The sequence below is a fragment of the Symbioplanes lichenis genome, from assembly GCF_030709675.1.
GTDB classification, from domain to species: domain Bacteria; phylum Actinomycetota; class Actinomycetes; order Mycobacteriales; family Micromonosporaceae; genus Actinoplanes; species Actinoplanes lichenis.
Genome location: NZ_JAUZQD010000001.1, coordinates 489,654 through 502,546 on the forward strand (window position 1 = coordinate 489,654; position 12,893 = coordinate 502,546).

Sequence of the window (12,893 nt, forward strand, 5' to 3'; positions counted from 1 at the left end):
ATGTCCGCCGCGAGCCCCCCGGCTTCCGCGGCGGAAGCGTCAACCAGCAAGTCTGACACCTCACGCGTGGTCGGTCCAACGGCGGCGGCCCGCACGAGGGCCGTACCTTGGTGATCGTGACCGAATCCACGCGGCCGCTGGGCCGCTTTGCCATCCGTTACGGCGACCACGTGACCCGGGCCCGCCGCGACGGCCGTCCCGTGGTGGCGCTGGAGAGCACCATCATCTCGCACGGCCTCCCCCGGCCCGACAACCTGCGCGTGGCCCGGGAGATCGAGCAGACCGTCCGGGACAACGGCGCCGTGCCGGCCACCATCGGCATGCTCGGCGGCGAGCTGATCGTCGGCCTCGAGGACGCCCAGATCGAACAGCTGGCGGGCGCCGACGGCGTGGCGAAGCTCTCCGTCCGGGACCTCGCGCTCGGCGCCGCCACGAGGGCCGACGGTGCCACCACGGTCGCGGCCACCAGCGCCGTGGCCGCCGCGGCGGGGATCAAGGTCTTCGCCACGGGCGGTCTCGGGGGCGTGCACCGCGAGGCGAACACCACATTCGACGAGTCCGCCGACCTGACAACGCTGTCGCGTACGCCGATCGTCGTGGTCTGCGCCGGCGTCAAGTCGATCCTCGACGTGGGCGCCACCCTCGAGCGCCTGGAAACCCTGGGCGTGGCGGTGGCGGGCTACGGCACGCGGCGCTTCCCGGGCTTCTTCGTCACCGACGGCGGCTTCGACGTCGACTGGCAGCTCGACACGCCGGAGCAGGTCGCGGCCACCATCGCCGCGCGCGACGACCACGGCGCCGGTGCGGGCGCGCTGGTCCTGGGCAACCCGCTGCCGGTCGGCGAGCAGCTGGACACCGAGCTGCACGACCGCACGCTCGCCGAGGGCCTGCGGCTGCTCTCCCAGCACGGGGTCAGCGGCAAGGCGGTGACGCCGTTCCTGCTGTCGCATTTCCACAGCAGCACCGAGGGCAAGAGCCTGGAGGTCAACGTCCGGATCATCCTGCGCAACGCGGCGCTGGCGGCCCGGATCGCCGCCGCTGCGACCCCCGCGCACGCCTCGCTGGGCTTCTCCCTCCCCCAGTGACCACCGCCGCCGTCGTGGTCGTCGGAGACCTGGTCACGGACATCCTGGTCGAGCAGGCCGGGCCGCCGGCGCCGGGCTCCGACACCGACGCCCGGATCCGGATCTCCGGCGGCGGGCAGGCGGCCAACACGGCCGCCTGGCTGGCGCACGCGGGCGCCGATGTGACGCTGATCGCCGCGGCGGGCGACGACGACGCCGGCCGGGAGCGGGTCGCGGAGCTGGAGGCGGGCGGCGTGCGCTGTGCCGTGCGTCACCACGCCGGCGCGACGACCGGCAGCATCGTGGTGCTCACGTCGCCGCACGAGCGCACGATGATCACCGACCGGGGCGCGGCGCTGCTGCTCGACCCGGCGGACGTGCGAGCGGCGATCGCGGCGGCCCAGGCCCGCCACCTGCACCTGTCGGGCTACCCCCTGCTGCACGCGGGGTCTCGCCCCGGCGGGCTGGCCGCCCTTGCCGCGGCCCGGGACAAGGGCCTCACGACCAGCGTCGACGCGGCCTCGGCGGCGCCGTTGCGCTCGCTGCCGGGCTTTCTCGACCTGGTACGCGACACCGACCTGCTCCTGTGCAACACCGACGAAGCCACGGCCCTCGCCGGGGCGGGCACCGCCGAGGAGCAGGCCGGGCGGCTCCTCGGCCACGCCGCCCACGTGATCGTCAAACGCGGCGAGCACGGCGCAGTGTGGCGCTCGCGGACGGGACAGACGTGGCACGGGCGCGCGGTGTCCGTACCGTCGATCGATCCGACCGGCGCGGGTGACGCCTTCGCCGCCGGCCTGCTCCACGCCTGGCTGGGCGGGCAGCAGCCGGAAGCCGCCCTGGCCGCCGCGGCCACCCTCGGCGCCGCGGCCGTCCAGAAACTCGGCGCGCGGCCTTAGGGCTCGATGTCGATCGTGCGCTGCTCCTGCTGCTCCGCGCTCTCGCGGTCGAGCGCCCGGACCCGCTGCCCGGGCTGCGGCACGGCCGGGTTGGCCTTGCTCTTGGGCGGGCGGTCGTTGGCGATCAAGACGGCCGCCCACGGCAGGAACACCATGCCGAGGGCGCAGAACGCGAGCCAGAGGGGCAGGAGAGGCGGCTGGAGGCTGATGAGGATCGCCCCGGCGACGAGGCACAGCGTGCGCAGGCCCATCATCGAGACATAGCGGAGCTGGCGGCTGCGAAGCTGGTCGCCCTGGCTGCGGGCGGCATCGGTGATCAGGACCGGCCGCTCCGACTGCTTCTTCACCACTTCATCCTTGCACTGCGCGGGGGCAGCGACCACCGCACTTTTCACGAGCTTTTCACCGGGCATCATTGACTGGCGCGCGCGGCGACCGATGGGGAGAACGTGTCGCAGCCCACCGCCGTGTCGAAGCGCCGCCGCCGGGCCGGCGTCGCGCTCGTCGTCGTGGTCGCGCTGATCGGCAGCTTCCTGGCGGCGGTCGCCACCCGCGGCGCCTATCGGGCCGAACACCGCTATGCCGCGCATCTCATGGACCGCTACACGGCGGACCTGGATCGGACCATCACCACGGAGATCCAGCGGTACGGCGACACGCTCGCCGACGTCGCCACCGCCCTCGGCGCGCAGCGCGACCTGACCTCCGAGGACTTCACCTGGGTCACCACCCGGGTCAGCACGCGGCGGCTGCCCGGCGCCACGGCGCTCGCCTTCGTGGCGGCCACGGCCGACCCCGGCATCGCCGCGCTCGAGGACTACTGGACGGAGCAGGGCGCCACCGACCTCACGCTTCACCCCGCGCGTACGGGCATCGAGCACCGCTTCACCGTCTTCACCCGCGCCTTCGACGGCCACGACGTCGTCCCGGGCCGGGACCTGGCCGGGGTACCCGCCGCCGACGCCGCCCTCACGAGCGCCCGTGACACCGGCGCCTTCGCGGTCAGCCCGGCCTACGTGCTCCCGGCCGACCTCGCCCTGCCCGCCGCCGACCGGCAGATGTCGTTCACGTTCGCGGTGCCCGTCTACTTCCTCGGCGGCACGTTCCGGGGCTGGCTGGCCATGGGCGTCCACGGGCGGGACCTGTTGAGCCAGACCCTGGAGACCCAGACGTACGGGCGGGTGGCGGCCGAGCTCTCCGACGGTGGCCGGATCGTGGCGTCGTCCGGCGCGCCCGCCGCCGCTCCGGCGCGGCTGGACCGGGTGACGCACATCGCGGCGGGGGATCGTACGTGGGAATTGCGGGTGCGCCCGGCCACTCCCCTGCTGAAGGAGACCGACCGGGGCCTGACCCTCACCGCGCTGGGCGTCTCCGCGGTGATCGTGCTGCTCGCGACCGCCCTGGTGGCCCTGCTCGCCTTCGCCCGCAACCGGGCCATGGCCAAGGTCGACACGGCCACCGCCGCCCTGCGCGAGGACATCGCCCGGCGCCAGGAGGTCGAGACCCGGCTCCGCGACCGCGAGCAGGAGTTGCAACGGCTCGCCCTCCGGGACCCGCTGACCGGGCTGGCCAACCGGGCGGGGGTGGATGCGCGGCTGGCCGAGGTCGTGGGCACCCGGTCCGACATCGCGCTGCTGCTGCTCGACCTGGACGACTTCAAGCTGGTCAACGACGCGTACGGGCACGCGGCCGGCGACGTGGTGCTGACCGAGTTCGCCGCGGTGCTGCAGGCCGCCGTACGCGCGGAGGACGTCGCCGCGCGGATCGGCGGCGACGAGTTCGTGGTCCTTCTCACCGGCATCGCTGACGACGGCGAGGCGGTCGCCGCGGCGGAACGCATCGCTGCGGCTGCTGCTCCGGTCGCGCTCGGTGAAGACCTGATTCCGGTACGGGTCAGCATCGGCGTCGCCACCCCGTCGTCCGGGGAGTCGCCCAAGGAGCTGCTGCGTCGCGCCGACATGGCCATGTACGAGGCGAAGCAGGAGGGCACTCACGGCGTACGGCTGCACGACCCGGCGATGACCGACCAGCGCGCCGCCGACGCCCAGCTCGGCGAGGAGCTGGCCGGGGCGGTCGAGCGGGACGAGCTGACGGTCCTCTACCAGCCGCTCGTCGACCTCGCCGACGGCCGCCCGGTCGGGGTCGAAGCCCTGGTCCGCTGGGAGCACCCGGTCCTCGGCCTGGTATCGCCCACCCGCTTCATCCCCATCGCCGAGCGCACCGGCATGATCGACGCCATCGGCCTCCACGTCCTCCGCGAGGCCTGCCGGCAGATCGCTGCCTGGGGCGACGGCCTCTACGTGAGCGTCAACGTGTCGCCCCGCCAGCTCCACGAGCCCGGCCTGGTCGACCACGTCCTCGCCGCCCTGAGCCGGGCCGGCCTCGAACCGTCGCGCCTGGTGCTGGAAATCACCGAGTCGGCCCTGGTCGACGATGCGGCGGGCATCGAGATGCTGGCCGAGCTGCGCCGCCACGGCATCCGCATCGCCGTCGACGACTTCGGCACCGGCTACTCGTCCCTGCACTACCTGACCCGGCTGCCGATCGACATCCTCAAGATCGACCGCAGCTTCGTCGCCCAGCTCGACGGCACCGGTGAGGGCGCGGGCATCGCCGAGGCCATCGTCCGCCTCAGCCGCGCCCTGCACCTGACCACCGTCGCCGAGGGTATCGAGACCACCGACCAGGCCACCGAGCTTCAGCTGCTGGGCTGCGGCATCGGCCAGGGCTACCTCTTCGCCAAGCCCATGCCGGCCGACGAGGCCCTCAGGATGCTGGCGTCCGCGCGGCCGCCTTCATCTCTTTCTTGAACGCCCGCACCTTCCCGAGCGACTCCTCGTCCACGATGTCGGCCACGGACCGGTAAGCCCCCTGCTCGCCGTAGCCGCCCGCCGCCTCCCGCCAGCCCGGCGGCTGTACACCGTACTGCTTGCCCAGCAGCGCCGCGAAGATCTGCGACTTCTGCTTCCCGAAGCCGGGCAGCGCCGCGATCCGCTTGACCAGCTCCTTGCCGTCAGCCGCCCCGGCCCACAGGTTCTCCGCCCGGCCGTCATAGGTCCCGACCAGCGCCCGGCACACCTCCTGCACCCGGGCGGCCATGGCCTTGGGAAAGCGGTGCAGCGCCGGCGGCTCAGCGAAAATCGTGACGAGCGCCTCGGGGTCGAAGCCGGCCAGCTCCTCGGCGGTGGGCGCGTGGCCGAGCCGCTGCGCGAGCACATGGGGCGAGGTGAACGCCTTCTCCAGCGGAATCTGCTGGTCCAGCACCATCCCGATGAGCAGCGCGAGCGGGTCGGTCGAGAGCAGCTCGTTGGCCTCGGCCGGGATGGGCAGGGAGAGCGTCATGCCTGCATCCTAGAAGCCGAGCCGGGCGGAGACTACGGAGAGCGAAGATGTACATGTTCGCGTACCATTGAGGTTATGAGTCTGCAGGAAGTGCTGGGCGTCGCCGAGGCGCGCAGGCGGCTGCCCGACCTGCTGGCCGGCTTCAGCCGGGGCAACGGCGAGTCGGTGTTTCTCGGCGCTCATCGCAAGGCGGTCGGGGTCCTCGTGCCAGTGCAGGTCTACGACGAGCTGCGCGGCGACCGCGAGCGGGCGACCGGCGACGCGCTCGGATCGGTGCGGGCCGAGGGGCTCGAGCCGTCTCCGGTGGCAGCCGAGCTGGCCGGGCTCTTCGCCCAAGGCCGCATCACCGCGGGCCAGATGGAAGCGATGCTGCTGGCCTACCACCACGCCGGGTCACCTGACTAGATCGCTGCTGCGAGAGTGATCGGCGTGGACGACGCCGCGAGTGAAGACCCATACGTCGACCGCCATGGCGTTCTCGTCAACAAGCTGGGCATCACCTCCGCGAGCGTGCTCAGCCAGGCCGAGGCGGACCTGAGCCTCGTCGCTCTCCTGCGCCTCTCCGTCCACCCGCTGCCCGGCAGATACGACCTTGACCACCTCCGGCAATTCCACCGGCAGATCTTCGGCGTGGTCTACCCCTGGGCCGGCGAGCTACGCACCGTCGACCTCGCCCGGACCGAGAACGACCGGTTCTGCCGATGGACTTTCCTCGAGTCGTACGCGGCCGGCGTCTTCGGCGAACTCGCGGCGGAACGGCTGCTCACCGGCCTTCCCCGGAGCAATTTCGTCGCGCGGCTGGCGCATTTCTACGGCGAGATCAACGCTCTGCACCCGTTCCGCGAGGGCAACGGACGGACACAACGCGCCTTTCTCGGTCAGCTGGCTCGCGAGGCCGGCTGGCGGATCGCATGGAGCGCCCTCGACGCGACGGAGAACGACCAGGCGTCGGCGGCCTCCTTGCGAGGTGACGAGGAGCCCTTGCTCGCCCTGCTCGACGATCTCGTTCGCCCGCTGTGAGAGCCACCCGGACCCGGTTTGCCCGGCGACGGTCCGGGCAACTCTGTGACCATGAGTGACAGGGACGAGATCACCCACGGCGAGTACGGCGACGGCGTCATCGAGGAGCCGAACAGCTACCGGCCCGAGAAGGGCGACGACGAGGGCGGGCTGTCGAGCACGTACGCGGCCGGGACCGACCCCGAGCAGCTGCTCAACGGTGGGCCGGGGCCGGCGGACGGCGGCGTGATGACGACCACCGGCGGGACGGCCGGGCCGAACAGCTTCCGGCAGCCCGCGCGGCACGGGCCGGGGGTGGCGCCGACGACGACCGGGGACGCGACCACGGGGAGCATGGACGCGCCGACCGACGGGGCGACCAGCGACGCGACATCGAACTCGATCGACTGAGACGCGCTACAGTGCGCCCATGCTCGGGCCGCTGATCGCCTCCGGACGGGAGGCGGACGTCTATGAGTTCGGCGCCGGCAAGGTGCTTCGGCGCTATCGGCGCGAGGCGGACGTGACCGGCGAGGCGGACGCGATGCGTTACCTCGCCGGGCGGGGCTATCCGGTGCCCGAGGTGTTCGAGGCCGCGGGCGCCGATCTGGTCATGGAGCGGCTGACCGGCCCGACGATGGCGCAGAGCCTGGTCGCCGGGGAGCTGAGCATCGCCGAGGGCGGCGGGCTGCTCGCCGATCTGCACCGGCGGCTGCATGACATCCAGCCCGAACCCGGCGTTTCGATGATCCACCTGGATCTGCACCCCGACAACATTCTGCTGACCGAGCGCGGGCCCGTCGTCATCGACTGGTGCAACGTCCGGCTCGGGGACGGCGACTTCGATCTCGCCCTGACCGCGCTGATCCTGGCCGAGGTCTCGCTCTGGGACCATCCGTTCGCCGCCGGGGCCGGGGAGCTGCTCGAGGCGTTCAAGGCGCGAGCGCCCGGCGACCCGCGGCGGCTGCTGGACGACGCCGTGGCGTTGCGGAGCGGACAGACGAACACGCTGACCGCCGGTGAGATCGCACTGCTTGGGACGGCCGCTAACCTGGTACGCCTATGAGAGCCCTGATCCAGACAGTCAGCCGGGCCAGTGTCACCGTCGCCGGCGAGGTGGTCGGAGAGATCAAGGACGGGCTGCTCGTCCTGCTCGGGGTCACCCACACCGACACGGTGGCCACCGCCGAGACGATCGCGCGCAAGGTGCACGAGCTGCGCATCCTCGACGGGGAGCGGTCCGCCGCCGATGCGGGAGCGCCGATCCTGGTGGTCAGCCAGTTCACGCTCTACGGCGACGCGCGCAAGGGCCGGCGCCCCACGTGGTCCGCCGCCGCGCCCGCCGAGGTGGCCGAGCCGCTGGTCGAGGCGGTCGTCACCGCTCTGCGGCAGCGCGGCGCGACCGTGGAGACGGGCCGGTTCCGGACCCACATGCTCGTGGAGAGTGTCAACGTGGGCCCGAACACCGTCCTGCTGGAGCTCTAGAAGAACCCGCGGCGCCGCGCCGACTGGGTGAGCCAGTTGTTGAGCTGCGACGTCCAGTCCACCTGGTCGACCGTGGTGTAGTCGACGTCGAAGCGCCCGAACGCGTCGTGACCCTCGGTGAAGAGGCCGCCGCGCTTGTCGATCTCCAGGACGACCTGCAGCTGGTAGGGCGTCGGGATGAAGGTGACCTCGAGCTGGTTGATGCCGCCGGCGAACTGCGACGGCGGATAGAACTCGATCTCCTGGTAGAACGGCAGCTGCTGCTGCACTCCGTAGACCCGGCCGCGCTCGACGTCGGCCCGGCTGAAGCGGAAGCCCAGACGCAGGAAGGCGTCGAGGATGCGCTCCTGGGCCGGCAGCGGGTGGACGGCCACGGCGTCCAGGTCACCCTTGTCGACGGCCCGGGCGACTTCGAGCTCCGTACGCAACCCCATCGTCATGCCGTGCAGATGTTGCCCGTACACCTCGGTGATCGGGGTCTCCCACGGCACGTCGAACTTGAACGGGACGTCGTAACGGGCGCCCGCCCCGAGCTTGAACGAGCCGGTCAGGCGTTGCCGGTGGAACTCCTGGTCGGTGTTGTACTCGCTGTCGCCGCTCTCGACCTCGACCCGGGTGAGCAGCCCCACGGAGACGTACTCGATGTTGACGGGGTGTTCCCCGCCCATCACGTGGACCTGGCCCTCGAGGAATCCGCCGGGCCGGCAGTTGGGGTTCGTGAGGACCGTCTCGACGGACGGGCCGCCGACACCCATCGCCTGCATCAACCGCTTGAAGACCATAACTACGCACGTTACCGCCAGGGGGCCACCGGCAGAACGGGACAAAACCGGTCGCCGGGCTCAGGGTTCTCCCTGATTCATGCCACCCGGGGCACTTCCTCACCTCCGCTTAACGCCCCCGAGTCCAGACTTTGATCACCGGCGCGACGAGCGGCGGGCACGCACCACTCACGGTGAACGCGGGGAGGGGACTGAGGGATGGTCCTGGAGATGAAGGCGACAGAGTCCACGGCGGCCGAGAACATCATGGCCGACGGTGTCGAGAACCTGACCGACCTGGACGCGACCGACGAGCGCGGAGTCTCCGCCGACCTGGTCCGCGCCTACCTCAACGGCATCGGCCGTACGCGCCTGCTCACCGCCGTCGAGGAGGTGACGCTCTCCAAGCGCATCGAGGCCGGCCTCTACGCCGAGGAGAAGCTCGCCGGCGCGGGGCCCGACCTGGCCGAGCTCTACCACGTGATCGTCGCCGAGGGCCGCGCCGCGAAGAACCACCTGCTGGAGGCCAACCTCCGCCTCGTGGTGAGCATCGCGAAGCGCTACACCGGCCGCGGCATGGCGTTCCTGGACCTCATCCAGGAGGGCAACCTCGGCCTGATCCGCGCGGTCGAGAAGTTCGACTACACCAAGGGCTACAAGTTCTCCACCTACGCCACCTGGTGGATCCGCCAGGCCATCACCCGCGCCATGGCCGACCAGGCCCGCACCATCCGCATCCCGGTGCACATGGTCGAGCAGGTCAACCGCATGGTCCGCGCCCGCCGCGACCTCGCCACCTCGCTGGGCCGCGAGCCGAGCGTCGCCGAGATCGCCCGGGCCATGGACGTGCCGGAGTTCCAGATCATCGAGCTCATCTCCTACGACCGGGAGCCGGTCAGCCTCGACCAGGCGGTCGGCGAGGACGGCGAGAGCGCCCTCGGTGACTTCGTCGCGGCGGTCGACCCCAACGCCGAGCCCGGCGCCACGGTCGCCCAGGGCGAGCTGCGCAGCGAGGTCGAGATCGTGCTCGCGACGCTGTCCGAGCGCGAGTCGGCCGTCATCCGGCTCCGCTTCGGCCTCGACGACGGCCGCCAGCGCACGCTCGACGAGGTGGGCCGCGAGTTCGGCCTGAGCCGCGAGCGCATCCGCCAGATCGAGAAGGTCACGATGTCGAAGCTCCGCGACCCCGAGCGCGCCCGCCGCCTCGAGGCCTACGCCAGCTGATTTTCGTGTGCAGAAGCCGGTCGCGGTTCGCGGCCGGCTTTTGTCTTTGTGCGCGGCCGATCAAGATCAAATTCTTAGGGGCCATGTCGTAGCGGGGTGGCACTTGCAGACCGTCGCTCCCGCCGAGGTGCCCGGCGCGACTCCGCTGGCCGCTGACGCGTCCAGAACGCGGAGCCCCACCGGGCCACGTGCGTGATCCAAGCTCCCGAAGATCAAACCCATCGCCGCGTCGAGCACAGCCGGACAGCGAACAGCGGGACGGCCGGCAGCGAAGGCGGGCGGTCAGGTCACGTCCGGCGCCCAGTGGGACGGCCAAGCCGGAAAGGCGGCCGTCGGACGAAGGGCGGACCGGGTGCACGGGCGGACCGGGCTGACGGGTGCACGGGCGGACCGGGTGCACGGGCGGAGCGGGCTCACGGCGAGTCGGGCGCACAGGCGGACCAGGCGGCCGGGCGGGGTGGGGTCAGGCGGTTCGGAGGCGGCGGGGGCCGGTGTCGGGGCGGGTGCCTGGGGTGCCGGTTTCGACGGTGGCGTGGAGGATGGCGTAGCCGTCGGGGCGGGCGAGGACCGGGTTGAGGGAGAGGGTCCGGAGGGCGGGGTGCTCGTCGGCGAGGCGGCCGACGCGGAGGAGGAGGTCGATCAGGGCGGCGCGGTCGACCGGTTCGGCGCCTCGGTAGCCCTGCAGCAGCGGCGCCGCCCGGGGCTCGTCGACCAGGGCCGCGGCGGCGCGGTCGGTGAGGGGGGCCGCGCGCCAGGCCAGGTCGCCGAGGAGTTCGCTGGCGACGCCGCCCAGGCCGAAGCCGACGACCGGGCCGAAGGCGGGGTCCTCGACCACGTCGATCGTGCACGCGACGCCCGGGGCGACCATCGACTGCACGAGGACCTCGGGGCCGAACGCCGTGGCCAGATCGCGGTAGGCCGCCCGGACGTCGTCCTCGTCGGCCAGCGCCAGACGCACGGCGCCCAGGTCGATGCGGTGCCGGAGCGCTCCCCCGGCCGACTTGAGCGCCACCGGGTAGCCCAGGTCACGGGCCGCCACCAGCGCCTGCTCGACGCTGGTCACGGCGGTGGAGGGCTCGATCTCGATGCCGTAGGCGGCCAGCAGCTCGGCGGGCTCCCCCTCGAGGCCGGCGGCGCCGGGGTCCACGCCGGCCAACGGCGGGACGACGCCGGGCGGCCGGCGGAGCCACTCGGCGTAGGTCGCGACGCGGCCCAGGGCGCGCACCGCCTCCTCGACCGACGGGTAGGACGGCACGCCGGGCGGCAGCGGGCCCAGCAGCACCATGGCGACGGTCGGCTTCTCGCCGGCGAGGGCCACGCTGGCCAGCGCCGCGGCGAAGTCGGCGTCCTCGTCGGGGAGCTGGCCGGGCAGCGGTGGCGCGAAGACGGCCACCAGGGCGTCGACCCGGTCGTCGACGGCCGCGTCGGCCAGGGCGTCGGCGAAGTCGTGGGCGCCGGCCGTGGGGCTGAGGTCGCTCGGGTAGCCCTCGGCCACGGTCAGGCCGTTGCCCCGGCACGCCGCCACGGCCAGGCCGGACAGCGCCGAGGAGTTGCCGACGATGCCGACCCGGCGGCCGGCGGGCAACGGCTGGTGGGCGAGCAGGACGCCCACGTCGAAGAGCTCGGCGACGGTGTCGACGCGGATCATGCCCGAGCGGGCGAACAGGGCGGTGACGGCCTTGGTGTCGGGCCCCGGCAGGTCTCCGGCCAGCCCCGGCGGGCGGGTCGCGGAGGCCACGGCGACCACCGGCTTGGTGCGGCTCATCCGGCGGGCCAGCCGCGCGAACTTCCGCGGGTTGCCGAACGTCTCGAGATAGAGCAGCACGGCGTCCGTACGCGGATCGTCCTGCCAATATTGCAGGAGGTCGTTGCCGGAGACGTCGACGCGGTTGCCCGCCGACACGAAGCTCGACAGCCCGAGGCCGCGCCGTTCCGCCTCGGCCAGCAGCGCGACCCCGAGGGCACCGGACTGGCTGAAGAAGCCGACCCGCCCCGGCGGGGGCAGGCGGGGCGCGAGCGTGGCGTTGAGCCGTACCGTGGGATCGGTGTTGGCGATCCCCAGGCAGTTGGGGCCGACGACGCGCAACCCGGCAGCGTGCGCGGCCTCCACCAGGGCTCGCTGCGCCCGCACGCCCTCCGCGCCTGCCTCCGCGAAGCCGGCGGAGACGATCACCACCCCGCCCGCGCCGGCCGCGGCGGCGTCGGCGAGGGCGGTCGCGACGCCGTCCGGGGGCACGGCCACGACGGCGAGATCGATGTCACTGCCCGCGTCCTTCGCCGACCGGTACGCCGGGAGGCCCGCCACCCGCGCGGCACTGCGATGCACGGGCACGAGCGAGCCGGTGAACCCGCCGTCGCGCAGGTGACCGAGCATCGCGGCGCCGATGCCCTGCCCGCTGGCACTCGCCCCGTAGACCGCGACGCCCCGCGGGTGCAACAGCCGGGCGATCGACCGGGACTCGGTCAGCTGCTCCCTGTTCTCCTGGACCTCGCGGGAACGCTCCGTCGGGGCGATCGGAAAGCTGAGGTGCACGACGCCGTCCGCGTATTCCCGCTGCACGTGATAGCCGAAGTCGCTGAAGACCCGGAGCATCCCGCCGTTCTGCGGGAGCACCTCGGCCACGAACCGGGTGATGCCGTTGCCCCGGGCCGCCTCGGCGAGATGCTCGAGCAGCACCGACCCGATCCCCCGGCCCTGGTGCGCGTCCTCCACCACGAAGGCCACCTCGGCCTCGGGCGACTCCGGGCCCAGCCGCTCGTAGCGCCCGACCGCCATGATCTGCGGCCCGGACACGATGACGAACGCCTCGCGGTCGCGATGGTCGACGGTGACGAAGCGGGCCAGGTCACGCTCCGGAATGCGCGGATAGGGCGAGAAGTAGCGCAGGTAGCGCGTGCGGTCGCTCATCCGCGAGTGGAACTCCACGATCGCCTGCGCGTCGGCCGGCTCGATCGGCCGCAGATGCACGGCGCGGCCGTCCGACAGCAGGACGTCGGCCTCCCTGCCCATGATCCTCACCTCCCTGCGATGGCTCGTCGTCATTGTGTGCCGCCGGCCGGCGGGTCGGCACGGTCATTGGTCCCGATCAGCTCCCGCTCGACGCCCGCATGCCGAATCC

Annotated in this window: 13 protein-coding genes; 9 read left to right on the forward strand and 4 right to left on the reverse strand. The window is 72.6% G+C overall.

Going from position 1 to position 12,893, the window contains the following annotated elements; translation table 11 throughout:
- Positions 1-137: 137 nt before the first annotated feature.
- Both RAN62_RS02190 and RAN62_RS02195 read left to right on the forward strand, forming a co-directional pair.
- Positions 138-1,085 carry a pseudouridine-5'-phosphate glycosidase gene (locus RAN62_RS02190; RefSeq protein ID WP_305783043.1) on the forward strand — a complete coding sequence of 316 codons (948 nt, stop codon included), beginning with the start codon at positions 138-140 and terminating at the stop codon, positions 1,083-1,085.
- On the forward strand, positions 1,082-1,963 hold the full coding sequence (locus RAN62_RS02195) for a carbohydrate kinase family protein (RefSeq protein ID WP_305782712.1): 882 nt from the start codon (positions 1,082-1,084) through the stop codon (positions 1,961-1,963). The genes RAN62_RS02190 and RAN62_RS02195 overlap by 4 nt, the downstream gene beginning before the upstream one ends.
- Here the strand turns inward: RAN62_RS02195 and RAN62_RS02200 are convergent.
- A complete protein-coding gene (locus RAN62_RS02200) occupies positions 1,960-2,310 on the reverse strand; it encodes a DUF3099 domain-containing protein (RefSeq protein ID WP_305782713.1) in 351 nt (116 codons plus the stop codon). The genes RAN62_RS02195 and RAN62_RS02200 overlap by 4 nt on opposite strands.
- Before the next feature lie 102 nt (positions 2,311-2,412).
- Between RAN62_RS02200 and RAN62_RS02205 the strand changes: the two genes are divergently transcribed.
- Positions 2,413-4,773 carry a putative bifunctional diguanylate cyclase/phosphodiesterase gene (locus tag RAN62_RS02205; RefSeq protein WP_305782714.1) on the forward strand — a complete coding sequence of 787 codons (2,361 nt, stop codon included), beginning with the start codon at positions 2,413-2,415 and terminating at the stop codon, positions 4,771-4,773.
- On the opposite strand, the gene RAN62_RS02210 is transcribed toward RAN62_RS02205, so the two are convergent.
- Positions 4,730-5,305: an HhH-GPD-type base excision DNA repair protein gene (locus RAN62_RS02210; protein WP_305782715.1), complete on the reverse strand. Its 576-nt coding sequence runs from the start codon at positions 5,303-5,305 to the stop codon at positions 4,730-4,732. The two genes, RAN62_RS02205 and RAN62_RS02210, sit on opposite strands and share 44 nt — an antisense overlap.
- 75 nt (positions 5,306-5,380) lie before the next feature.
- On the opposite strand from RAN62_RS02210, the gene RAN62_RS02215 reads away from it, so the two are divergent.
- Genes RAN62_RS02215 through dtd form a run of 5 tightly spaced genes read left to right on the forward strand, consistent with a single transcriptional unit; the run spans position 5,381 to position 7,789 of the window.
- Positions 5,381-5,710 carry an antitoxin VbhA family protein gene (locus tag RAN62_RS02215; protein ID WP_305782716.1) on the forward strand — a complete coding sequence of 110 codons (330 nt, stop codon included), beginning with the start codon at positions 5,381-5,383 and terminating at the stop codon, positions 5,708-5,710.
- Positions 5,711-5,734: 24 nt separating this feature from the next.
- Complete coding sequence (locus tag RAN62_RS02220) at positions 5,735-6,325, forward strand: Fic/DOC family protein (RefSeq protein WP_305782717.1); 591 nt, start codon at positions 5,735-5,737, stop codon at positions 6,323-6,325.
- Positions 6,326-6,376: 51 nt separating this feature from the next.
- Positions 6,377-6,715 (forward strand): hypothetical protein, encoded by a 339-nt coding sequence (locus tag RAN62_RS02225; RefSeq protein WP_305782718.1) that lies wholly within the window; start codon positions 6,377-6,379, stop codon positions 6,713-6,715.
- Positions 6,716-6,734: 19 nt separating this feature from the next.
- Positions 6,735-7,370, forward strand: coding sequence for a phosphotransferase (locus RAN62_RS02230; protein ID WP_305782719.1), 636 nt, complete (start codon positions 6,735-6,737; stop codon positions 7,368-7,370).
- A complete protein-coding gene (gene dtd, locus RAN62_RS02235; protein ID WP_305782720.1) occupies positions 7,367-7,789 on the forward strand; it encodes a D-aminoacyl-tRNA deacylase in 423 nt (140 codons plus the stop codon). Before RAN62_RS02230 ends, dtd begins: the two co-directional genes overlap by 4 nt.
- On the opposite strand, the gene RAN62_RS02240 is transcribed toward dtd, so the two are convergent.
- Positions 7,786-8,571 carry a sporulation protein gene (locus RAN62_RS02240; protein WP_305782721.1) on the reverse strand — a complete coding sequence of 262 codons (786 nt, stop codon included), beginning with the start codon at positions 8,569-8,571 and terminating at the stop codon, positions 7,786-7,788. The genes dtd and RAN62_RS02240 overlap by 4 nt on opposite strands.
- 210 nt (positions 8,572-8,781) lie before the next feature.
- Here RAN62_RS02240 and sigB point away from each other — a divergent pair, with 210 nt between their 5' ends.
- The gene (gene sigB / locus RAN62_RS02245; protein ID WP_305782722.1) at positions 8,782-9,774 is read left to right on the forward strand and encodes an RNA polymerase sigma factor SigB; all 993 of its coding nucleotides are present in this window, start codon (positions 8,782-8,784) and stop codon (positions 9,772-9,774) included.
- A 463-nt stretch (positions 9,775-10,237) separates the two neighbouring features.
- Here the strand turns inward: sigB and RAN62_RS02250 are convergent, their stop codons facing one another.
- A complete protein-coding gene (locus RAN62_RS02250) occupies positions 10,238-12,784 on the reverse strand; it encodes a bifunctional acetate--CoA ligase family protein/GNAT family N-acetyltransferase (protein WP_305782723.1) in 2,547 nt (848 codons plus the stop codon).
- Positions 12,785-12,893 lie beyond the last annotated feature (109 nt).